The organism is Terriglobales bacterium (assembly GCA_035487355.1).
Taxonomy (GTDB): domain Bacteria; phylum Acidobacteriota; class Terriglobia; order Terriglobales; family Acidobacteriaceae; genus QIAW01.
The window spans coordinates 1-23,849 of record DATHMF010000024.1 but is presented as its reverse complement, the minus strand read 5'-3'; the positions used below and the strand labels follow the sequence as shown (position 1 = coordinate 23,849).

At 56.0% G+C, this 23,849-nt stretch carries 18 protein-coding genes; 10 read left to right on the top strand and 8 right to left on the bottom strand.

Annotation, left to right across the window (positions count from 1 at the left end; translation table 11 throughout):
* Positions 1-260: 260 nt before the first annotated feature.
* The 7 genes from VK738_05200 to VK738_05170 all read left to right on the top strand — a co-directional run bounded on the left by VK738_05200 (position 261) and on the right by VK738_05170 (position 9,453).
* Positions 261-2,438 carry a prolyl oligopeptidase family serine peptidase gene (locus tag VK738_05200; protein ID HTD22027.1) on the top strand — a complete coding sequence of 726 codons (2,178 nt, stop codon included), beginning with the start codon at positions 261-263 and terminating at the stop codon, positions 2,436-2,438.
* 188 nt (positions 2,439-2,626) lie between these two features.
* A complete protein-coding gene (gene hpt, locus VK738_05195; protein HTD22026.1) occupies positions 2,627-3,172 on the top strand; it encodes a hypoxanthine phosphoribosyltransferase in 546 nt (181 codons plus the stop codon).
* Between the two features lie 136 nt (positions 3,173-3,308).
* Complete coding sequence (locus VK738_05190) at positions 3,309-4,460, top strand: hypothetical protein (GenBank protein HTD22025.1); 1,152 nt, start codon at positions 3,309-3,311, stop codon at positions 4,458-4,460.
* Positions 4,461-4,729: 269 nt separating this feature from the next.
* Positions 4,730-5,446: a deoxyribose-phosphate aldolase gene (gene deoC, locus VK738_05185; protein HTD22024.1), complete on the top strand. Its 717-nt coding sequence runs from the start codon at positions 4,730-4,732 to the stop codon at positions 5,444-5,446.
* 56 nt (positions 5,447-5,502) lie between these two features.
* Complete coding sequence (locus VK738_05180; protein HTD22023.1) at positions 5,503-7,254, top strand: GAF domain-containing protein; 1,752 nt, start codon at positions 5,503-5,505, stop codon at positions 7,252-7,254.
* Positions 7,255-7,483: 229 nt separating this feature from the next.
* Positions 7,484-8,779, top strand: coding sequence for a diaminopimelate decarboxylase (gene lysA, locus VK738_05175; GenBank protein HTD22022.1), 1,296 nt, complete (start codon positions 7,484-7,486; stop codon positions 8,777-8,779).
* Between the two features lie 131 nt (positions 8,780-8,910).
* Positions 8,911-9,453, top strand: a complete 543-nt coding sequence (locus VK738_05170; protein ID HTD22021.1) for a DinB family protein — start codon at positions 8,911-8,913, stop codon at positions 9,451-9,453.
* 755 nt (positions 9,454-10,208) lie between these two features.
* Here the strand turns inward: VK738_05170 and VK738_05165 are convergent.
* A complete protein-coding gene (locus VK738_05165) occupies positions 10,209-11,621 on the bottom strand; it encodes a Gfo/Idh/MocA family oxidoreductase (protein HTD22020.1) in 1,413 nt (470 codons plus the stop codon).
* Positions 11,622-11,727: 106 nt separating this feature from the next.
* Positions 11,728-13,173, bottom strand: coding sequence for an oligogalacturonate lyase family protein (locus VK738_05160; GenBank protein ID HTD22019.1), 1,446 nt, complete (start codon positions 13,171-13,173; stop codon positions 11,728-11,730).
* 120 nt (positions 13,174-13,293) lie between these two features.
* On the opposite strand from VK738_05160, the gene VK738_05155 reads away from it, so the two are divergent.
* Positions 13,294-14,931, top strand: coding sequence for an ABC-F family ATP-binding cassette domain-containing protein (locus tag VK738_05155; GenBank protein HTD22018.1), 1,638 nt, complete (start codon positions 13,294-13,296; stop codon positions 14,929-14,931).
* Between the two features lie 40 nt (positions 14,932-14,971).
* On the opposite strand, the gene VK738_05150 is transcribed toward VK738_05155, so the two are convergent.
* The 3 genes from VK738_05150 to VK738_05140 all read right to left on the bottom strand — a co-directional run bounded on the left by VK738_05150 (position 14,972) and on the right by VK738_05140 (position 18,372).
* Complete coding sequence (locus tag VK738_05150; protein HTD22017.1) at positions 14,972-16,618, bottom strand: amidohydrolase; 1,647 nt, start codon at positions 16,616-16,618, stop codon at positions 14,972-14,974.
* A gap of 136 nt (positions 16,619-16,754) precedes the next feature.
* On the bottom strand, positions 16,755-17,621 hold the full coding sequence (locus VK738_05145) for an NAD(+)/NADH kinase (protein HTD22016.1): 867 nt from the start codon (positions 17,619-17,621) through the stop codon (positions 16,755-16,757).
* A 19-nt stretch (positions 17,622-17,640) separates the two neighbouring features.
* Positions 17,641-18,372, bottom strand: coding sequence for a TlyA family RNA methyltransferase (locus tag VK738_05140; protein HTD22015.1), 732 nt, complete (start codon positions 18,370-18,372; stop codon positions 17,641-17,643).
* 343 nt (positions 18,373-18,715) lie between these two features.
* Here VK738_05140 and VK738_05135 point away from each other — a divergent pair, with 343 nt between their 5' ends.
* Both VK738_05135 and VK738_05130 read left to right on the top strand, forming a co-directional pair.
* Positions 18,716-19,816, top strand: coding sequence for a thiamine pyrophosphate-dependent dehydrogenase E1 component subunit alpha (locus VK738_05135; GenBank protein HTD22014.1), 1,101 nt, complete (start codon positions 18,716-18,718; stop codon positions 19,814-19,816).
* Between the two features lie 23 nt (positions 19,817-19,839).
* On the top strand, positions 19,840-20,823 hold the full coding sequence (locus VK738_05130; protein ID HTD22013.1) for an alpha-ketoacid dehydrogenase subunit beta: 984 nt from the start codon (positions 19,840-19,842) through the stop codon (positions 20,821-20,823).
* 61 nt (positions 20,824-20,884) lie between these two features.
* Here the strand turns inward: VK738_05130 and VK738_05125 are convergent, their stop codons facing one another.
* The 3 genes from VK738_05125 to VK738_05115 all read right to left on the bottom strand — a co-directional run.
* The gene (locus VK738_05125) at positions 20,885-21,643 is read right to left on the bottom strand and encodes an SDR family oxidoreductase (GenBank protein HTD22012.1); all 759 of its coding nucleotides are present in this window, start codon (positions 21,641-21,643) and stop codon (positions 20,885-20,887) included.
* A 24-nt stretch (positions 21,644-21,667) separates the two neighbouring features.
* Positions 21,668-23,308 carry an NAD+ synthase gene (locus tag VK738_05120; GenBank protein ID HTD22011.1) on the bottom strand — a complete coding sequence of 547 codons (1,641 nt, stop codon included), beginning with the start codon at positions 23,306-23,308 and terminating at the stop codon, positions 21,668-21,670.
* A 154-nt stretch (positions 23,309-23,462) separates the two neighbouring features.
* Positions 23,463-23,849 (bottom strand): hypothetical protein (locus VK738_05115; protein ID HTD22010.1); only part of this gene is annotated, 387 nt, incomplete at its 5' end.

Below are 23,849 nucleotides of genomic sequence, written 5' to 3'. Positions count from 1 at the left end.
ATCGCGATCAATCAGGGCAATGCGCAAGCGCTGTTGCATGTAACCACGCCGAGCCCGTTGTTGATTGAAAAAAAGAAAGAACGATGAAAGCAGTCCTTAGGTGTCAGTCCTCGGTCCTCAGTCTTTCAGTTAAACTTGCATCGTTTCCTTGGCGCCCGGTTTGTGCACATAGATAAATCAACCGCTTTCCGATTTGGATGCTGCGCGTCCAATTGCTATAGAATGTCTGCGATTTTCAAACCTAAAGGAAGTTGTCACTTATGAAATATTTCACGCTTGCTCTGGTGCAGTGCTGCTTGTGGATTTCCGGCTTGGCGATTGCCCAGGAGTTGCCAACCACTCCGGTACGGAACGTCACGGATGATTACTTCGGAACAAAAGTAGTTGATCCCTACCGGTGGCTGGAGAACACGTCAGACCCAGAAGTTGTGGCATGGATGAAGGCGCAGAATGACCACACGCGAACCATGCTGGCTGCCATCCCAGGCCGGGACAAGTTACTGGACCGGATCAAGGCGCTGGACAATGCTGGCGCTGTGGTGTCAGGCCTGCAAGTGTGGGGTGGACGTTACTTCTATTACAAAGTGGAGCCTGGTTGGGACAATCGCAAACTTTACGTGCGCGACAGCCTGAGTGCAGCAGAGCGGTTGCTGGTGGATCCCGAGAAGCTGACGACGGCCGATGGGAAACATTATTCCATTGATTATTTTCAGCCGTCGCCCGATGGCAAATACGTGGCCTACGGAATTTCTCTGGGAGGCTCAGAAGAGAGCGTTCTGCACGTCATCGAAAGCGAGACGGCGCGCGTGCTGCCGGATACGATTGACCGGGCGCAATTCGGCTCTCCCTCGTGGCTGCCGGATGGCAAATCATTTTTTTACACGCGGACACAAAAGCTGGGCGCGGATGCGCCGCCGACCGCGAAGTACCAGAAGCTGCGTGTGTACCGCCATGCGCTGGGAGGCGATCCAGAAAGCGAACCGCTGGTCTTCGGGTATGACGCAAGCCCGAACGTGAAAGTGCTGGAAGACGATTTTCCCTTTGTAGCGTATTCGCCGGGAGCGCCCAAATACCTGGTGGCGGCGGTAATCCACGGAGTGAAACGCGAATTTGATATCTACGCGACCCGGCTTGATGGCAACCTGGAGGCAAAGACCTCGTGGAAAAAGATTGCGGATGAGAACGATGACGTGATCGGCTTCGATGTCCACGGCGACGACATTTACCTTCTGTCTCACAAAGGTGCGCCACGATTCAAGGTACTGCGGACAAGCATGGAGACTCCTGATCTAGCGCACGCAGCAGTGGTCGTGCCGGCGAGTGAGGTTGTGGTGGTGAACGTTGCCGCCGCATCCGACGGAGTCTACATACAAGATCTGGATGGTGGCATTGGACGGCTGCGTAAGCTGAGCTACGGCAAAGGTGGAGTGGAATCGGTGAAGCTGCCATTCGACGGCGCGATCCAGTTGCTATACACGAATCCGACGGCGCCGGGCGCATGGCTGGAGCTGGTGTCGTGGACCAAGTCGCCGCTGTGGTACTTGCTGGATGCAAAGTCAGGCAAGCTCACCGATACAGGATTGGTGCCGCCCTCCCCAGTGGATTACTCACAAATTGTGTCGGAAGAGGTGAAGGCCAAGAGCGCGGACGGAACGATGGTGCCGCTGTCAATTATCCATAAAAAAGACATGGCGCTGGATGGATCGCATCCAACTTGGCTGGAAGGTTATGGAGCGTATGGCATTACGATAGATCCCGCGTTCCGGCCGACGCTGCTGGCCTTCTTTGAGAAGGGTGGGGTCTACGCCGTGGCGCATGTGCGCGGCGGCGGAGAATACGGAGAAGATTGGCACCAAGCTGGACAGAAGCTGACCAAGCAGCACACCATTGACGACATGCTGGCTGGTGCGCAATACCTGATCGAGCATAAATATACGTCAGCGGCGCACCTGGCCGGCGAAGGAACCAGCGCGGGTGGCGTCACAATTGGTGGAGCAATCACGCAGAGACCTGATTTGTTTGGAGCGGCGCTGATTCGCGTGGGCGATTCCGATTCCCTGCGATCGGAGCTGATGGCCAGCGGACCGGCGAACATTCCCGAATTCGGAACGGTGAAAGAGCGGGATGGGTTTAAGGGACTCTATGCCATGGACGCATATGTGCACGTGAAGCCGGAGACGGCGTATCCGGCGGTGCTGCTGACGACGGGAGCCAACGATCCGCGGGTGGCGCCGTGGCAAGCGGCCAAGATGGCGGCGCGGTTGCAAGCAGATACGTCGAGCGGCAAACCTGTATTGTTGCGCGTGGATTATGACGCGGGACACGGGTTAGGATCAACGAAATCGCAGCGCGACGTGGAACTGGCGGATGAGATTGCGTTCCTGTTTTGGCAACTGGGAGTACCGGAGTATCAGCCACACGGGGGAGACAAGAAATAGCACCTCAAGTTTTCAAGTTTCCAGTTTCGAGCAAGAGAGCTTTCTGAGAACTGAGAGCTCCTTCAAAACCTCTGCGTAACTCCGCGTCCTCTGCGGTGAGGCTTTTGTACTTGGCTAAAAGCTAAGAGCTAAGAGCTTCATCCCGTCGGACTAAGGACTGTTTTGAGATTCACTGATAATCTATTGCCATGAGCGTACCCCCCTTTGCCACGGGACTTCAGCTTCTTTTTTCCCACGAACAAATTGCCAACCGCGTAGCCACCATGGGCGCGGAGATCAGCCGCGACTTCCGCGACGAGCCGGTGCTGTTGCTGGGCGTGCTCAAAGGCGCCGCGATTTTTCTGAGCGATCTGGCGCGCTCACTGACCGTGGAGGCCAGCTTCGACTTTCTCGCCGTCTCCAGCTACGGCAAAGGAACAAAAAGCAGCGGCGAGGTGCGGCTGACGAAGGACATCGATGAATCCCTGCAGAGCAAGAATGTAATTCTGGTGGAAGACATTCTCGACACCGGCCTGACGCTGAACTATCTAAAAAAACTGATCTCGGCGCACCAGCCGCGCTCGCTGCGCATTGCCGCCTTGCTCGATAAACCTTCGCGCCGCGTGCAGCCGGTGCAGGCTGACTACCTGGGATTCACCATCGAAGATTTCTTCGTGGTCGGCTACGGCATGGATTACGCAGAACGCTACCGCAATCTGCCCGATATCTGCATTCTTTCGCCGGAAATGCGTTAAACCAACAGGTATGGTTCAGCGGTCTTAGCAGTTTGAAAGTCTTTATCCGTGGGATTATGATCACGGCTTGTGAAACAACTCCGCGGAACGGACCGCCCATTATTCCAGGGTAAACCAGGATAAAAAGGAGAGGTCGATGAAAAGTAGTCGAGTCAGGGTTGCACTGGCGACAATTGCCATGCTGGCGGGGGCCCACACAATGCTGCATGCCCAAACAGCAAAGCCCGCACATAGAAAAAGTACACCAGAGAAGAAGACGGAAAGTGCCCCGCAAACTCCGTTCTGCGCGTTCGTGAAGAAGCTGGTGGCAGCCGCGCCGGAGGAGTTTAACAGCTTCAAGGGTGAACAGGACACGGTCCTGCCCGTCACACCTGGAGAGAAACCCACGATATTCAAGGGCACGCAGAGTCCGGACAGCGATACGGTATGCACGTTGTACTTGCGGCGCGGCAAGAAAGATGAAATACCGCCGGGCTACACCTGCCAGTTGGGTCCTCTCCGTACCCTGCCTGATTCCAAGCCCGTCTACGAAAATGCTGCCGCGGAGTTGCGCGCCTGCTTTCCCAACGGAACCTTCGAGGAGCACCGAGAAGGCGAAGAAAGCAAGCGCGAAGAGGTTTGGGAATTGAGCTTGCAGCAACCCGGCTTTGAAGTGAAACTCGACCTGTCTGATATTGGACTCATCGCCGAACTGGTCAGCCGGCAGCCTTCCGGCAAGCCGGGAGTGGATGTAGAGTTGTCCGTTACAGATACGGCTCCCGCACCCGAGGAGCCAAAAACAGCGGCGGCAAAGGAGATGTCGGCAACGGTACCGCTCTGCCGCTTCGTCGAAAAGGTATTGGCTGCCAGGACAACCGAATACGCCACGATCCGTTCGCTGAAGCCGGACGCGGCGGGCGAGTACGAAGGGAAGCTCCAGCCGGATGCGCAATCCGCGTGCAAGGTCCATCCGCCCGTCTCCGGCGGCGGAAAGCATATGTTCTACCTCTGCGAGGTGCGTCGGGCTAAAACCATGGCGGAGATAAAACCCCAGTACGACCGTATGAAGACGGAGCTGTCGGCGTGCTACTCGAACCTCCGATTCAATGAAAACATCATGAAGAATGACAGCGGGGAAACAGACACCCGCGACGAGATGTGGTTCTTCACGGGAGAGAATTCGCGCTACCAGATGACGATGGAAGCGCAGGATGAAGGTTGGCGCTTGAAAGCCGAGCCGGACAAGGTAGACGCAAAAACGACAGCCGCGCCCGTTTCGCTAGTCCTGCAAATCAAGTCTTTGGAATAGGAGTTGCAGAGGACAGCCGGGATCGGCTCAACGGCATTAGAAATGATCCTTGGTTAAATGCCTCCATTGCGAGCAGGTGGTTTTTTGAGGACCAGAACAGCGACCTCGTTGAAATAGATCGCCTGTCCGGCTTACTTGGAATTACTGTTGCCGAGGAGATCTTGCAGCATGAATATCCGATGATCGCGACCGCGCACGCGGCTTGCGAGCAAGAAGAACCCTTTTTTGACTTAAAAGAATTCTCATGGAGTGGTGCTACAATTTCTTCGATGTCCAGTACTCTGATTGCGAACCCTCTGGAAAAAGTCAATCTTTCAGACTGGGGCGAAGTTGCACGACTTATTGATCACTCCCTCATCAGGCCAAACGTTACCCGCGAACAGGTCGTCACACTTTGCCAGGAGGCGCTGCACTTCGGGTTCGCCTCAGTTTTTGTAAACCCTACGCATGTTGCCATGGTTGCTTCGGCGCTGCACTCCAGCCCAGTCAAGACGGGATCAACCGTGGGCTTCCCTCTGGGCGCCAACCTCACCAGCAGCAAACGCGCCGAAGCCGCCGACTTGGTGCGCGTGGGTGCGCAGGAGCTGGACATGGTCATCAACATCCCGGCAATCAAGGCCAAAGACCGCGTGCTGGTTGAAAATGATATCCGCGCAGTCGCGGAGGTGGCGCACGGCGCGGGTGCGCTGCTGAAGGTGATCCTTGAAACCTGCTTCCTCACCGTAGACGAAAAAATTCTTGCCTGCGAGCTGGCGGTTGCTGCAGGTGCGGATTTCGTCAAGACCTCGACCGGGTTGAATGGCGCGGGCGCGACCATAGATGACGTCGCACTTATGCGCGGAGTGGTGGGAAGCCGCGCCGGAGTGAAGGCCTCGGGCGGCATCCGCACCGCAACCGCCGTGGCCGCCATGGTAAAGGCTGGCGCCAACCGCATTGGCACCAGCAGCGGCGTCGAGATCATGCAACAACTGGGAGCAAGCCTCTGAGCGGAACCACCAGCCAAATCAACCCTGCCGGCGCCTCGCCCGCTGGTGTGCTCAATATGGAAACCTTTCTGGTCGAGGTGGCCGAGGTGGTCAATACCACGCTCGACCTCGATACTTTGCTCACGCGCACGGCCGAGTTGACCCGGCGGGTGATTGATTACGAAGTCTTCAGCATCCTGCTGCTCAACGAGAAAACGCAGGAGATGCGCATGCGCTTTGCCATCGGCCACTCCCAAGAGACCAAGGAACGAACCCGCATCAAGGTGGGTGAAGGCGTGACGGGGCTGGCTGCGCAACGGCGCGAGGCGGTGCTGGTTGACGATATCTCCAAAGAGAGCCGCTACATCGGAGTGGTCAAGGGGCAGCGCTCGGAGCTGGCAGTCCCGCTCATCGTAAAAAATCGCGTCGTAGGGGTCATTGACGTGGAGGCCCGCGAGGCCGGTTACTTTAACGAAGAGCACCGCCGCCTGCTTACATTAATCGCTTCCCGCATCGCCGCGGGCATTGAAAATGCGCGGCTCTATACCCGCGTCTCACGCCAGGCACAGACGCTCACCGTGCTCAATGAAATCAGCCAGGAGCTGACTTCAATTCTCAATCTCGATGAGCTTTTGCGGCGCATCGCTGAGCTGTTGACCCGGCTGATTGATTACCAGATGTTCAGTATCCTGCTGCTCGACCAGACCCAGACCAAGCTGGAGCACCGCTTCAGCGTCCGCTATAAAGAAAATGTGCCGCTGAAGCACGATATCCCAATCGGCACCGGCCTGGTGGGTTACGCGGCGCGAGAGAAAACTGCAGTACTGGTGTCGGACGTGCAAAAGGATGAACGCTACATCCAGCTTAACCCGGAAACCCGCTCCGAGCTGTGCGTGCCGCTGATTTACAAAGGCAGCGTGATTGGAGTGCTTGACCTGGAGCACACGCGCCGCGGATATTTCACCGATGACCATCGCAAAACCATCAGCACGCTGGCGGCACAGGTGGCCATTGCCATCGAAAATGCGCGGCTGTATCAACAGCTCGCCAAAGAAGAACAGCGCATCGAGCAAGACTTGGCCACAGCACGCGAGCTACAGTTCGGGTTGTTGCCTTCCAGTTGTCCGGTGCTTAAAGGAGTTGAGTTTGCCGCTCGCTATGTGCCGGCGCACGCCGTCGGTGGCGATATGTACGACTTCATCACTTATATGGGTGGACGCACGGGGATCGCCACGGCTGATGTAAGCGGCAAGGGAGTGCGTGCCGCGCTGTACGCCGCGCTGGTCAGCGGACTGCTGCGTTCCAGCGCGGCCGATGAACCGGATGCAGCCGAGATGCTGACTTTGCTTAACTCCGCCCTCATTGAACGTCGCATCGAAGCGCAATTCGTGGCCATGCTGTACGCTATTTGGGATGAAAATGACCGGACCCTGCAGGTGGCCAATTCGGGCATGCCGAGGCCTATCCTGTGCAAGAAGGGCGTGGTTGAAATTGTGCAGGCAACAGGACTGCCGCTGGGGTTTTTTGAAGACGCCGAGTATGAAGAATTCCTGTTACCCCTCGCCCCAGGCGATGTGTGCGTTTTGCTGAGCGATGGTATTGTTGATGCCACCAACTATGCCGGCGAAACCATGGGCCGCCCACGCGTGGAAAAGCTGGTGGGCGAAAACTGGGAGCGCTCGGCGGAAGACATCCTGGAGATTATTTTCCAGGTGGTGAACCAACATGCGGATGGAGTCGCCACCTTTGATGATCAAACCGTGCTGGTGATCAAGGCGAAAGAAGCGGCGCATTCCAAGAAGAAAACGAAGGCCGCGAAAGAGGCGTGAAGTTCTGAAATCGTGTCCCTCCAAAACCATTGGCCCACCAGTTCATATCGAGCCTGCGATAAGATAGATGGGGACAAATAGATATCCTCCACAAAGACTATGTAGATCCTGCTTTGCCGGGCAAAATGGAGCGTACCGAGGTCCAGCAGGCATTGCACGCGTCTTTATGACATTTGGAAGATCAAGTTGACCAAGGCTTAAAACAGCTTATGAATTCCTAACCCATCCCATGCCTGAACCCTCGAACCTCATCGCCCGACAACCGGCTTTTCTCTATCGCAAAACCAGCAAGACTTTCGAGCTCCATTGCGAGCACACGCCGCTGGCTAAAATTGCCGCACGCTTCGGCACACCGGCTTATGTTTACTCGGCGCAGACCGTCCGTGTGCGTTTTGCGGCCATGGACAGGGCCTTTAAAGGCGCTCCGCATACCATCTGTTACTCGGTCAAGGCGAACTCTAACCTTTCCCTGCTGCGCCTTTTGTACAAAATGGGCTCGGGATTTGACGTGGTCTCGGGAGGCGAACTGGAGCGGGTACTGCGCGTGGGAAAGCGGGCGGCCCAGAGCACGGTTTTCTCAGGCGTGGGCAAAACCGCAGATGAGATGGACGCGGCGCTGCGCGCGGGCATCCTGATGTTCAACCTGGAAAGCGAAAGCGAGATGCTCCTGCTGGCCGAGCGCGCCCGCCGCGCCAGGAAGAAAGCGCCGGTGGCGTTTCGCGTTAATCCCGATGTGGTGGCAGAGACGCATCCTTATATTTCCACGGGATTGCACGAACACAAATTCGGTGTGCCCATAGAGGAGGCGCTTTACCTGTATTCACTGGCCGCAGAGCAGCGCTGGCTGGAGGTTCGCGGCATCAGCGTACATATTGGATCGCAAATTACCAGCGTGCAGCCCTTCGCAGCAACCATGGGACGCGTTGCCGACCTGGCGCGCGAGCTGATCGGGGCCGGGCATGCCATCCGATACATTGATGCCGGCGGCGGCTTGGGAATTCCCTATCACCACTCACAAGAAGACCTGGCGGCAACGGCGGCGGCCTATGCACAATCGCTGCTGCGGCCGTTGCATGAATTGAAAGTTCACCTGTTACTTGAGCCGGGGCGTTCGATCGTGGCGCCGGCTGGGGTGCTGCTTACCCGCGTCCTCTACCTGAAGCAGAACGGCGAAAAACGTTTTGCCATCGTAGATGCAGCCATGAACGATCTGTTGCGCCCTTCGCTATACAAAGCGCACCACGATATCGTTCCCGTCGAAAGCCGCGAAGAAACAGTCACAGCAAAAATTGATGTCGTGGGCCCGATCTGCGAGACCGGAGACTTTTTTGCGCGTGACCGCGAGATGCCCACCCTGCAGGAAGGCGATCTGCTGGCAATTCTCGACGCCGGGGCTTATGGCATGTCGCTGGCTTCGAATTACAATTCGCGTCCCAGGCCGATTGAATTATTGGTGGATGGGAAAAAAGTCAAAGTGGTACGGAAGAGAGAGTCGGTTAAGGATTTGTTGGCGCTGGAGGGGTAGCAAAAGCCTACCGCGGATTACGCGGATTGTCGCGGATTTAAAATCCCGTTGCATGACGCTTGCGGCGGGGACTCATCACCAATTATTTCTCTGCGGTAAAATGGTTCGGACAACTGAAAGGAAATCCAATCATGTCCTCTCCACAAATCACACCTGATCAAGCCAAGTTTCTGCTGGGTCGTGCGCTACCTACGCTCAAGACCGAGCACAGCGTCACCAAGAAGGTGATTGAAGCTATTCCTTTGGATAAAGGCGATTATCGCCCGGATGCCGTTTCCAAGAGTGCCTTGGAGTTGGCCTGGCACATTGTTGCCGCTGAAAAGCGTTTCCTGCGCGGCATTTGTACGGGAGCCTTTGACTTCAGCCCGATCCCGCGGCCTGACTCCGTCCGCAACTCCGCCGAGATTGCCGCTTGGTTTGATGCGATGTTTGCCGAGAACCTGCAACCGATAGAGCAGCTCAGTGGTGAGCAATTGGCTAAACTCATTGATTTTCGCGGCCTGTTCCAACTTCCGGCCGTGGGCTATGTCCAGGTCAGCCTGAACCATACGATCCACCATCGTGGACAGCTTTCGGTATACCTGCGGCCCATGGGCGCCAAAGTGCCGTCGATTTATGGCGAGAGCTACGACGCTACCCAGGCGCGCCTGGCGAAAACGGCCACGACCGGTTAAAGTGGCACCAATCTGGCATCAAATCATTGATTTCCTGGAAATCGCGGGCCATCATTGGCATGGAAGTGTGTTTAACAGCATTTAAGAATGCGGGGTTTCATAAACCCTTTAGTTCTTTGAAAATTCTGTGCGACTCGGGATTCCGAGGACTGAGGACCGCCAGCAAGTCACCCGCTCCGAACCGATTTTCGCCAGTGTTGACGCGGGTCAGACGTATTTTGGTACTCAAAAACACCTGCTGGCAAGTGGGATGGGGTTCCCCCAAATCGTCCGAAAATCCGTGTTGATCCATGTTAATCCGTGGCGAAAGGTTTTGCAGTTGTTTTTTCTGAGTACTGACAACTGAGTACTGTATTTGACCTTGGACCTTGGAACTTGCAACTTGGAGCTGTCTTTAATGGAGCTTACGAATGCCTATTTGAGAACTACTCCGCCCTCTCTGTATGTCATTGAATTATAGTGATTTATCAATGCTTGGACTACTCCAAGTAATGGGGGGTGGGGGAGTAATACTTCCGAAAATCTGCCTCTGTTCGCGTCAATCCGTGGCGAAAGCCTTTTGCGGTTGATTTGCTGAGGACTGACAACCGAGGACTGACAACTGAGGACCGCTACTAGCAGCTAGTCCCCCACACCAGATCGATTTTCACCAGTAATGACGCGGGTCAGACGCGTTTTTGGGCACTCCCCCTACTTGCTAGCAAGTGGGGGGCCCACAATCTTCCGAAAGTCCGCCTTGGACGCGGATCAGCAGCTCAAATCTCCTCGGGCACAACATACGGTGCGCGATAACTGCCGCGCAGGAGACGGTTGGCTTCATCGTCTCCAATGACCTGCTCCTGCACGGGATCGAATCGCAGCGTACGTCCCAGACGGTACGAAGCATTGGCCAGATGCACCAGTGTCGTCGAGAGATGGCCTTCTTCGATCGGGCAATGAATATTTTCGACGCGGCGGCTGCGAACGCAATCAATGAAATTTGCAAAGTGGTCGCCAGCACCCCTGCCGGAGGGCCCGGGTTCGACCTGATCGGTTACCCAAGTCTTGTAGGCATCGTAGCCTTCGATGGCAAGATAGCCGTTGGATCCATAGAAGAGGTTGCCGATGGTGTTCGTCCTTGCATCCTTGGGCCCCAGGGATTGTGCGCTGCCAGACTTTTTGGTTGATCCGGCGCTCAATCCCGCGGCAGGCACACCACTGGCCCCGTAAGCACCGCTGCCAATCTCCGCCTCGTGATTGGTGATCCAGTGCCGGATTTCGAGTTCCATCATCCTGCCCTTGCCGTCCGGACCATCGAAATAGAAGGTAGCATTCAGGACGTTGGGTGTCTCCTGGTCGTCATCGAACATAAAGTGTCCGCCCATGGCGGAGACAGACACCGGGAAGCGCACACCCAAGCCCCAGCGCGCAATATCAATTTCGTGGATTGCCTGGTTGCCGACTTCGCCGTTGCCTGTATCCCAGATCCAATGCCAGTTGTAGTGAAAGCGATTGCGGGTAAACGGCTTCAGCGGGGCGGGGCCGGTCCATAGATCATAGTTGACCCCGGCGGGAACAGGTTCCACCGAAGTGCGCCCGATGGATTGCCGCCACTTGTAGCAAAGCGCGCGGGCCAGGTAAACATCGCCGATCGTACCGTCGCGCAGCCGCTGAATGGCTTCCTGCGTAGATGGGCTGGATCTGGCCTGGCTGCCGTGCTGGCAAATTCGGTTGTACTTCTTTACCGCACGTACCAGTTGCCTGCCTTCAAAAAAATTATGCGAGCAGGGCTTTTCCACGTACACGTCTTTCCCCGCCTGGCAGGCCCAGATGGCCATGAGCGAGTGCCAGTGATTGGGCGCGGCGATTGTGATGGCGTCAATATCTTTATCCTCAAGCAGCTTGCGAACATCACCGTAGCCTTTTGGCCTGGCCGACCCCAGCTTCTCTACATCGCCGAGGCGCTGGTTCAACACGCTTTCATCCACATCGCAAAGCGCGGCAATCTCTGTTCCGGGAAGACGCGCCAGCCCGTGGATGTGGTCGTTGCCGCGGCCTCGCACCCCGCAAACCGCCACGCGAACACGATCGTTCGCCCCGAGTATCTTCCCACCCAGCGCAAGCGTAGCCGCGCCCACGGTTATTGCTTTCCCCGTTGTTTTGATGAAGTCACGCCGATTCGTCGCCATAATTTGCCCCCTGGTGTGTTGCAGTTATGCCTGCAAGCCGTCGCATAGTATATCCCTCCGTGCGAGCGCGTGCACTATGTCACGCATCCGAATACTGCCCATGCGTTTACTTATCGTTGGGCGTGGGAGGTGGTTTGGCGAGCGAGAACTGAGCTGCGAGATCCGGCGTGGAACGGATGTCAGAGGCCTTTGGATCGGTGGCCTTCTCGACTTCAACGCCGAAAACGTAGCTGGGGCCAAACATGTTGCTGGTGAAGATCACGAGCTTCTTATCGGGCGAGAAGCGGACGTTGGGCTCAAGGCGATAGTTGTGGTGAGACATGTTGACAAGGTGTTCGGAGTGAAAGACTCCGGGTTGCCAAGAGTCAGGCCCGTTAATGCCGGAGACGTTGAGCATCTGAGGGTGGAAGAGTTCGATCCACTCGCCATCAGGGGCCTTTGCTACCTGGCCTGGGTCGCCGCCGTCGCCGGTAAACAGGGTCTCGCCCTGGGTGAGGTTGAAGTGAATGGACCACTCGTTGCGCTGCATATGGTAGGCAACCCGCTTGTGGGTTTCAAGATTGTAGCCGGCGAGAAAGAAGTCTTCGCCCTTGGGGTACTGCCAGTCATACCAGATGGTCTTGCCATCGAGACCCCAGAACTCGTGGCCGGCGATTTCCATCGCCATGTTGCGCTTGTGGATGAGTACGTTTTGCGTGCCGTCGGTATGGATCATCCAGATACGGTCAACTTTTTGCCAGGGGCCTTCGTGGCAATACATGAGCAAAGCCGGATCGGTGGGAGAAAAGAGCAGGTGATTAACCCAATCGGTGGAGTGAAGGAGAATAGTGACCTTGCCGGTCTCAAGGTTAATGGTATAGAGGACGAGCGGGATGCGTGCGGCCAGGCGGCGCTCCATCATCGCTCCCTTGCCCTCGGGCTGGAGAAGGTTACCGGCCTGTGGCTGAGCGTTCTCTACGCCAGATGCAGGCAGAGCAATCTGCGGACGATTGTATTCTTGCGCAGCGCCCTCCTCGGTTTCGGTATAAGTGCCGGCGCCTAGTGTCTCATCCGCGTTGATGGTCACAACGCTGGCGCGCGGAGGAAGCGTGACGAGTTTCGTCACTTCACCTGTGGATATGTCGGCCTTGTAGATCGTGCTTAATCTGGTGGCCACATCGAACTTCGAAAAGAAGACAGAGTTAGTTTTTCTGCCGACGACGATGGCATGCACGCCGTTGCGGAAGTTGCTTCTGGTGCCAGGGGTGGCGTCAGCCGGACGTGGCGGGTTGGGAACGAGCAGGCGGGTTTTGAGGGTAGCAAGGTCAAGAACGTGGATGCCGTCGGGCGCGCTATAGACCATCTGTTTGCCATCGGGGGTGTAGGCGTTGACGTTGAAATAGAAGCCCGAAGAGCCCGGCTCGTTGGTGAGACGGAGGAGGCGATGGCCGGTATCTTTGTCAACCCATGAGGTTGGCAGGTCTTTCGATTGGTCTTTGTCTTGGTTTTGGGCTTGGGCAAATGGGGAGACGGCAATCGAGAGAGCAAGAAGGAATGGGACGAGGCGGTGCATGAGAGTGTGCGGACTCCTTTTATTAACTATTGGGCCAACTAATTTAAGCAGCAGATGAATTTTAGATCATTTAGCCCTATGCACGACAACCCGGTTGAATTCTGGTAGTTTTGTTTTCGGATGATCTCTTTTTCGAATATTAATAAGCAGTATGGTAAACAGTTGGTCTTTGTTGACGCTTCCTTTCAGTTGAACCCTGGCGAGAAGGTCGGTCTGGTCGGCCCCAACGGCGCCGGCAAAACGACCCTCTTCCGCATGGTCGTTGGTGAGGAGACCCCCGATGAAGGTGAGGTCTCGGTTCCCAAGAAGGTAACGATCGGCTACTTTCGTCAAGATGTGGAGGAAATGAAGGGCCGCTCGGTCCTCGATGAGGCCATCGCCGGCAGTGGGCGAGTCGGCGATCTTCACCACGAACTCGAGGATCTGCATCGGGCGATGGCGGACCCCGAAAGAGCCGATGATATGGACCGCATTCTGGCGCGCTTTGGCGAAGTACAAGAGGAATACGAGCATCTCAACGGCTATGCGCTCGAGGCGCAAGCCCGCGAGGTGCTGCATGGCCTGGGCTTCAAGGATGACCAGATTGACGGCGATGTGGGCGCACTCTCCGGCGGTTGGAAGATGCGCGTTGCGCTGGCGCGCGTATTGCTCGGACGGCCCGATGTGCTGCTGATGGATGAACCCACCAACCACCTGGATATCGAGTCCATCATCTGGCTGGAGCAGTTTCTCAAGTCATTCCCGGGCGCACTGCTCATGACCTCGCACGACCGCGAGTTCATGAACCGTCTGGTCTCCAAGATTGCCGAGATAGATTCGGGTGAGATCATCGTCTACTCCGGTAATTACGACTTTTACGAGCGCGAGCGCGCCATCCGCGAGACCAACCAGCAGGCGGCGTTCGCGCGGCAACAATCCATGCTGGCCAAAGAGCAGCGATTTATTGACCGCTTCCGGACCCACGCGGCCAAAGCAGCCCAGGTGCAGAGCCGCATCAAGGCGCTGGATAAGATCGAGAAGATCGAGCTGCCGAAGAAACGGCAGGTGGTGAAGTTCGAGTTTCGTATTCCGCCGCGCTCGGGCGAGCAGGTGGCGATTATCGAGAACCTGCACAAGCGCTACGGCGAGCGCGTGATCTACGAGGGCTTTAATCTCATTATCCGCCGCGGAGAACGTTGGGCGGTGATGGGCAGAAACGGCGCGGGCAAGACTACCCTGCTCAAGATGATTGCCGGCGCGACTACGCCGGATGCCGGGAGCGTCAGGCTGGGGGCCAGCCTCAACATGGGATATTTTGCGCAGCAATCGCTCGACGTGCTCGATCCCGACCTGACCATCATCGAACAACTGCAGAGAGATTTTCCCCAAGACAGCCTGGGCTCGCTACGCACGCTCGCCGGAGCGTTCCAGTTTTCGGGAGACGATGTGGAGAAGAAAATCCGGGCGCTCTCGGGCGGCGAAAGATCGCGGCTCGCCATAGCCCGCATGCTTTACAACCCGCCAAACTTTCTTGTGCTCGATGAGCCCACCAACCACCTCGACCTGGCCACCAAGGAGATGCTCGTCGAAGCACTCAAAGACTTTGAAGGCACCATGATCTTCGTCTCCCACGACCGCATGTTTCTGCGAGGTCTGGGCTCACGCGTCCTGGAGCTGGGAGGTGAGAGCGGCACGGACCGCGATCCCCAGGTGTATCCGGGGTCGTATGTCGAGTATGTACAGAAACTCGGACACGAGGCGCCGGGGATTTATCACTAAGGGGGAGGAAGAGTTCGTTTGCCGACCCAGTTCTAGTCGTTTACTGTGCGGGTGGGCCGCCGTAGATAACTTTTCCGCCGACGATTGTGGTTTCCACCTTCACGTTGCGGATCAGCTCTGGGCGAATCTTGAAAATGTCATCACTCAAAATCACCATGTCGGCGAGTTTGCCGGGTGTGATTGATCCTTTTTCTTTTTCCTGAAATTCTGCGTATGCTGAGCCCATGGTGTAGGCATCCACGGCTTCAGCAACAGTCAGCTTCTGCTCGGGGAACCATCCATCGGGATGCTTGCCATCGAGCGTCGACCGAGTCACGGCGGCGTAGACCGTAAGAATTGGATCAAGCGGCACTACGTCCCAATCTGTTCCGAAGGCGAGGCGCACACCATGATCGAGAAAGGTGCGAAAAGCATAAGTACGGCTGGCGCGGTCGTGGCCCAGGAACGGCTCAGCCCAGCGGCCATCATCAATTGCCTGGTAGGGTTGCACAGAAGCTATGACTTTCAGTTTCGCAAAGCGGTCAAAATCTTTTGCGGCCATGTGTTGCGCATGTTCAACGCGCAAGCGGCGGTCACGTTCGCCGTTGGTTTTTGTGATGTGGTCATACATATCGAGCACGATGGAGATCGCCTGGTCGCCAATAGCATGCGTACAAATCTGCAGCCCGGCAGCATCGGCTTTGGTCAGCCGGTCACGCATCGCTTCCACAGGGTGCATTTCGCCGGAGAGGATTCCATGGTTCTTAGGATCGTTGGTAAAGCCCTCAAACATATATGCGGTCCTGGAGCCGAGGGAGCCGTCGGCATATCCCTTGATCGCGCCCAGCCTGAGATAACTTGAACCCCAGGCGTGGCGGAGACCGATCTTGGCAAAGTCTTCCCAGCCGGTTTCCATGGGCGCTGCATAGATGCGGGTGGTCAACTCGCCGCGCTCGGCCAATTCGGAGTAGGCGGCCACGTCCTCGTAGGGAGGGTTCATGTGCTGCACGCTGGTAACTCCAACCGAGGCGGCGTAGTCCATGGCGCGCTTGATCGCGCGCAGACGCTGCTCACGCGTCATGGCAGGAATGGCTTTGCGGATGTACTGCATGGCGGCGTCTTTGAAGATTCCGGTGGGATTGCCATCGGCATCGCGCACGATGACGCCGCCGGGAATATCTGGAGTTTTAGCAGTAACGCCAGCTAATTTCATCGCCAATGAATTGGCCAGCGCCATGTGTCCGTCATGACGGTTGATGAAAACCGGCGTATCAGGACTGACGGAATCAATGGAACTGTGGGTGGGAAGCTCAGCCGGGCTCCACCGGGTTTCGTCCCAATCACCGCCTAATATCCACTCGTCCTTCCCCGTCTTCTTCACCTGAGCCGCAATGCGGTTCACAAACTCCTGTTCAGAAGTGGCGTCGCTCAACTGCACCTGGTCAAGCTGGGCGCCGCCATCCACAAAATGTACGTGGGCGTCATTAAATCCAGGGAGCAGAAGTTTGCCGGCGGCGTCCAGAATTTTTGTCTGCGGACCGCGCCATCGGTCAATTTCCGCGTTGCTGCCCACGGCGACGATGCGGTCGGCGACAACGGCAACCGCCTCGGCTGTGGGATGCTGCTTATCTACGGTCCAAACTTTTGCGTTGGTGATGATAAGGCTGGCAGCGGGCTGGGTTTGCGCGTGAAGACCGGAAGCAGCCATGAGGAGAAATATACAAAGAAAGAATTGGAGATTATGGATGCTTTTCATATTTAGCTGTTAGCTCTTAGCTTTTAGGCCTTTAGCTGAAAGCTCCTTGAGACGCTTTATAGGATGCCTCTTTTGTTAACAATAATTTTCAGCGTTCTCCCCATTTCAACTTGGTGCGCAGTACGTCAAAGAAATTTTTGTTTTTCAGGCGCAGCAGGATTACATGATCGTCAGATTTTTTACAGGTCACGCGGTCGCCGGCGCGCAGGTGCGTGCCTACCTGTCCATCCACGGTTAAATAAGATTCCGCAGGAGTGGTCTTCACCACGATTTCAAATTGTCCGCTATCACGCACCACCAAGGGACGATTCGTGAGTGAATGCGGAGAGACTGGAGTAATCACGAATCCATCCACATCGGGCGCGAGGATGGGACCTCCAGAAGCGAGCGAATAGGCCGTGGAACCTGTCGGGGTTGAAAGGATCAGGCCGTCGGCTTTGTAATTGCTGATGAAAACCCCGTTCATAAACAGATCAAAATCGGCCATACGCGCGATGGTGCCCTTGCCCGCAACTACATCGTTCAGCGCGCTGTACTCGGCAATGCATTTACCCGAGCGCATGAGTTGGCAATGCAACATGGTGCGCCGCTCCGTACCACAGCGGTTCTCATGGACAGCTTCCAGCGTGGGGTAAAGATCTTCCAAAGCAACTTCGGTGAGAAATCCAAGGGAGCCCAGATTCACGCCGAGGATTGGTATCTTGGCGTGAGCTAGAGCGCGAGCGGCTGCAAGCAATGTGCCGTCTCCGCCTAAGACAATCACAAAAGTGGGGTTCTGCGCTGCAATTTCTTCGCGCTCGACCAGCTTACAACCCTTCAGGTGCACGGATGTATGAGTATCTATGAGCGCTTCGTATTCGTGCGCCCGCAGCCATTGCAGCAGAGTTGGAAGAATGGCGGCCAGCTCTGGCTTGCCGGGCTTGGAGATGATCGCGACCTTTTTTGCAGTGCTCAAATTTGTTGTGGCTCCCTGGTTAAAATCGCGCATGTAATAAAAATTCCTGATTTCCTTCCGCGCCGAGAATTGGCGATTCGATCACTTCGATCTCAGCGCCGCCCAATTCCGAGACCGCGTTCTTCACTTTTTCAACCGCGGCATGGCGAGCCTGCTGGTTGCGAACGATCCCGCCCTTGCCTACCTGCTCGCGTCCAACTTCGAACTGCGGCTTCACCAAGACCACCAGCTCACTGGGATGGGCCGCATTCACAACCGCGGGGAGAACGAGTGTAGCAGAGATAAAGGATACATCCATGGCGGCGAAGGTTGCACTTTCTCCAACCTGTTCTTGCGTAAGATAACGCGCGTTGGTGCGCTCCAGGAGACGAACGCGCGGATCGCTACGCAGGCGAACATCTATTTGTCCGTAGCCGGTGTCAATCGCGATGACACGAGCGGCGCCGTGCTGCAGGAGACAATCGGTGAAACCTCCGGTGGAAGCGCCGATATCCAGGCAGACTTTACCGTTTACCTCAATCTGCCAGTGGCGGAGGGCCTCTTCTAATTTGATGCCTCCGCGGCTGACGTAGCGCTGGTCTTCTCCCAGAAGCCTGATCTCGGCATCGGCGGCAACGGATGTGCCCGGCTTGGTGACCTTCTGCTGGTTGACCATCACCTTACCGGCAAGAACCAGGGCCTGCGCTCGCTCGCGCGAAGGCGTGATGCCACGCTCGAAAAGTAATTTATCAATGCGGATTTTGCCCGGCATAGGTTTCGTACTTTAGTTTCACCCAAAGATGTGCAAAGAGCAAAAAAGCTTGACCTGTCTTCACTTGGTTGCGATATTCCGTCCTTTTCCACAAGCTTATCCACATTTTTGTTGAAAAGTGATTAGTTACCAGTGACCTGTTGCCGCCACGGCGGAACAGGTTGCCGTCCGCCAGCAAAAGCTGCGCGTTACCGCTTCTACCCCAAAAAAGCTTGCATCGGATGAACAAAGTATTGAATCTTAGTTCTTAGCGAACTCAAACCGTACCACTATCTGCGATGGCGGTTTTGTCTCAGTTTCAGGGAATGAGTTAAAATAATAGCTTCGAGGCAAATCAATCAATATGGCTACCAAGACCAAGGAGCGCCCCCTGGCGCTCGAAACCGAACCTAACTCTCGAAGCGGCAACGGCGCCGCTCCGCTGAGTCCGGAAATTCTGAAGCGTTTGTATTCCTACATGCTGAAGTGCCGTACGGTCGAAGAAAAGGCGCGCACTCTTTTCAAGCAAGGCCGATATTCCGGGAACTATTATCCCGCGGTGGGGCAGGAAGCCACCACAGTCGGCACTACTATTGACCTGGAAGAAGCCGACTATATCGCCCCCTCTCATCGAGATTTCAGCTCCCACATCCTGAAAGGCACGCCGCTCAAGTTTTTATACGCACAACTATATGCGCGCAAAACCAGCCCCGACCAGGGACGCTCGTCACCGGCGCACTGCGGCTACGCCCCGCTGAATGTCATCACTCCATCTTCAACCATTGCGGCGCAACTGAACATCGGTACCGGCATTGCCCACGCTTACAAGATGCAGAAGAAGCCCAACATTGTGATGGCGCTTTCCGGCGACGGATCAACCAGTCTCGGATTCTGGCATGAGGCGCTGAATTTTGCCGGAGTGTACAAGCTGCCCATTGTTTACATCGTGCAGAATAATTTATGGGCGGAGTCGGTGAGCCTGAAGCAGCAGACAGCGGTGGAAGACCTGAGCATCAAGGCCCAGGCCTACGGCTTCCCCGGAATTACGGTGGATGGCAACGACGTCGTGGCTGTTTACCGGGTCGCCCGCGAGGCCATCCATCGAGCCCGTACCGGAGGCGGACCGACCCTGATTGAATGCAAGACTTACCGCTGGTACGGCCACTCCATGATTGATCCCGGCACCTATCGCCCACCTGAGGAAATCGAGTACTGGAAATCCAGAGATCCTATTCCCTTTATGGAACGCTATCTGGCCAAGCATAACCTCTGGTCCGATTCGTGGAAGGAAGAGCTGCTGCAGCAGTTCAACCAAGAAATTGATGAAGCGGTGGAGTTTGCCGAGAAGTCACCTTACGCCGAGCCGGAAGAGTGTTTGGACCATGTGTACAGCTTCAGCATCCGCGAGCGCGAGCTGAATCGCAAGACCTGGACCAGTTCGGCAACCACACCCGCGAATAAGTAAAAATAATAAGGAACTCATACAAAATGGCACTTTCGACTTATATTGACGCGATCAACACCGCCCTGACGGAAGAGATGCGGCGCGATGAGCGCGTGTACATCATCGGCGAAGACGTGGGCGTCATGGGCGGCGCCTTCAAAGCGACCAAAGGTCTGCTCGAGGAGTTTGGCCCGGAGCGGGTGATTGATTCTCCGCTGGCGGAAGGCATTATTGTCAGCTCTTCCATCGGCGCGGCCATGGTGGGCATGAGGCCGGTGCCGGAAATTCAATTTTCCGATTTCATCACGCCAGCCATGGACGCCCTTACACAACAGGCCGCCAAGCTACGCTATCGCAGCGCCGGCACGCAGACATGCCCGATCACGCTGCGCGTCTGTTATGGCGGAGGCGTAAGCGGTGGGCTGTATCACTCGCAGACCAATACAACATGGTTCATCCACGAGCCCGGGCTGATTGTGCTGGCGCCCTCGACTCCGTACGACGCCAAGGGGTTGCTGAAAGCCGCGATCCGCGACGACAATCCCGTAATTTATTTTGAGCACAAGAAGCTCTACCGCTCGATGAAAGAAGAGATTCCCGAAGACGACTTCGTTGTGCCCATTGGAAAGGCCATTGTGCGCCGCGAGGGCAAAGATGTCACCGCAGTTTCTTACGGCTACACCATGCAGCTCACTCTGCAGGCGGCGGAAAAAATGCAGGAAAAAGGCGTGAGCGTGGAAGTGATTGACCTGCGCACGCTGTCTCCGATTGATAAAGACAGCTTCCTGGAATCGGTGGCGAAAACCAGCCGGCTGGTGATCGTGCAGGAAGATCACCGCACGCTCGGCATTGGTTCGGAGATTTCAGCCATCGTTGCGGAAGAAGCCTTCGATTGCCTCGATGCCCCCATCGCACGCGTGACCGCACCTGATGTCCCCGCAATTCCCTTTGCCGCGCCGCTGGAGAAGTTCTACATGCCATCGGTTGAGAAGATCATGAGTGCAATCGAGCGGACGATAGAGTACTAGCCATTGCGTAGAGACGTAGCATGCTACGTCTCTACTTGCGCTCAGATATCGGCTTCTGACCTCACACCAACTCCAAACCACCATCCACGGCGAGAATTTGTCCCGTAACGAAGTGCGGGGCGAGTGCCATCATTAGCACCGCAGCGGCGACGTCGGCCGCAGTGCCGTTGCGGCGCATGGGAGTCTTGACTGCCATCTTTTTCATAAAGGCGTTGGAACTTTCTTCGCCGGAATCAATTAATCCGGGGGCGACGCAGTTTACGGCGATGTTTGGCGCAAATGACTTGGCCAGGACGCGGGTCTGCATATGCAGAGCAGCCTTCGACTCGCAGTAGTGCGCGTGCGAGGTCCAGGGACGCAGCCCGCCGAGCGAGCCAATATTAATGATGCGTCCACGGCGCTTGCGCAATTCGGGCGCCGCTGCACGGGAAAACAAAAAGGGGCCACGCGTGTTGGTGGCAAACATGTTGTCCCATTGCTCGATAGTAATCTCGTCAACTTCGGCAGTCTCATAAAAAGCGGCGTTGTTAACCAGCACGTCGAGCCGGCCGAGTTCCACAATTACTTCTTTGACCGCCGCTTTCACGCTGCTTTCTTCGCGGACGTCGCACCGTATGGCCAGTGCACGCACGCCATGCTGAGCAATTTCTCGCGCCGTTTTTTGCGCCTCGGTACGCGAGCGCAGGTAGGTAATCGCCACATCCGCGCCAGCTTCCGCTATGGCCAGAGCACAAGTGCGGCCAATGCGCTTGGCAGCGCCGGTGATTAACACAGACTTTCCACTCAGCGCACGGCTGCTTTTTTCTGTAGATGAAGCCATATTGTGATTGTACTGGTTTTATTTTTATATCTGAATTTTGGCTGCAATTGGGAAACGGCGTCCTAAACCAAAAGCCTTTTCTGAAATCTTGAGCGTGGGGGCGGCCTGCTGGCGCTTAAACTCGTTGCGCTCAACCATGCTGATGATCTTCTGCACAAACTTGATATCGAACTTATGTGCTTCGGCAATCTGGGCGGCAGTTTTGTTGTCTTCAATATAGTCTTCGAGGATTGCGTCCAGAACATCGTATGCCGGCAGCGCATCGCTGTCTTTCTGGTCAGGCCGCAGCTCGGCTGAGGGCGGCTTTTCCAGCGTAGATTTGGGGATGACCAAACGGCGCGAGTTAACGTAATGAGAGAGACGATACACCATCGTCTTGGGGACGTCGGCGAGAACGTCCAGACCGCCGGCCATATCTCCGTAGAGCGTGCAGTATCCTACCGCGATCTCAGACTTGTTTCCCGTGCTCAGCACCAGCGATCCAAATTTATTGGAGAGAGCCATCAGCAGGTTTCCACGGATGCGAGCCTGAATATTCTCTTCGGTCACATCTTCCGGACGTCCAGCAAACAGGGGCTTGAGTGTTTCACGAAATGCATTAAAGATGCTGCTTATCGGCAACACTTCAAAACGGATGCCAAGGTTGGCTGCAAGCTCGCGGCTATCATCGATGCTGCCCTGCGACGAGTAGGCGCTAGGCATGCCCACGCCCATCACATTTTCCGGTCCCAGAGCTTCCACTGCGATAGCGGCGGTAAGCGCGGAATCAATGCCTCCGCTCAGACCGATGATGACACGCTGGAAGCCGCACTTGCGGACGTAATCGCGGACTCCCAAAACGAGCGCTGCATGGGCACTGGCCTCGATGCCTTCGATCTGCTCGTGATGATCTCCCGACGAAGTGTTGGGATCGAAGAAAATCAAGTCTTCTTCAAAGGATTTGGCCTGCGCAATGACGGCGCCATCGGGGCCGATGACAAGACTCGATCCATCAAAAATTAGTTGATCGTTGCCGCCCACCTGGTTCACCATGGCAACCGGCGACTTATACTCGCGCGCAATGGCTTGCAGCATCTTGCAGCGCAACTCGCGCTTCCCTACCCAGAACGGCGAAGCTGAAATGTTCAAAACAAAATTTCCGCCGGCACGCATGAGTTGCTCGACCGGATCCACCCGGTACAACTGCCGGTTCCAGAATTGTTTGTCGTTCCAGGCATCTTCACAGATGGTCAGGGCGATCTGTCTGCCGCAGAACTGAAGCAGAGATTGTTCGCGTGCAGGAGCGAAGTTGCGCAGCTCATCAAAGACATCGTAGGTGGGCAGCAGCATCTTCGATTGAACGAACTCTACCTTGCCGTTCCGCAAAAACGCGGCTGAGTTCATGACGGTTTTACCGGTATCGGAATTGGTAGGTGTCACCAAACCGCAAATCACGGCGATGCCCTGCGTCTCAGAGGCAATGCGCTCGACAGTCTCCCGGCTCTTGGCAACAAAGGCTGGTTTTTCAACCCAATCGCGCGCTGGGTATCCGCAGACACTCATTTCGGGAAAAACGATCAGGCCGGCCCCGGCGGTGAGCGCTTGGCGGGAGTAATCAATGATTTTTTGCGCGTTGCCGGAGAAATCGCCAACCGTGGGATTAATTTGTCCTAGGGCTATCTTCACAATTTAAGTTTAAGCTGAGGAGCGGGGGTGTGCAAAGATGGCATTTATATGCCGGGGCTAAAGCCCAGGTTTTTTTGTGGCCCTTAACGTACGGCTGAAAGCCGTGCTCTTCCACGGTAGTTCTCACACACCCTTCCACCACCAACATGCGTCGTCAGTTCAAAAAGTGAGGCAGTGGTGGTGGTTGCTGCTGTGGTTGGGGTTGCGGTGTTTGCGGCTCAGGGATATCGGAGCCCGGTACCGGTCCCTGTGTAGGATGAGGCAGCCCAATGGTCTTGTGTACTACCTGTTGCTGGTCATCGCTGTCGTTGGGCAGAGCTTCACCAGGACGGCGCAACGACGGGGCGCCGGGCTGTCCGGCTTCGCCCAGTGCAGGCTCGGGCTCATTGGTTTTAGGCTGGGCCATGCCGGAGTGTTCCACTTCCACTTCTTTCTCGGTGCGCACAATTTTTTGGCCATCCACCTTCATGATTTCAACACGGCCGACTTCGTCGCCATATAAGCGCACGAATTCCATCTCCTGGGGCGGCAGGCCGTAGAT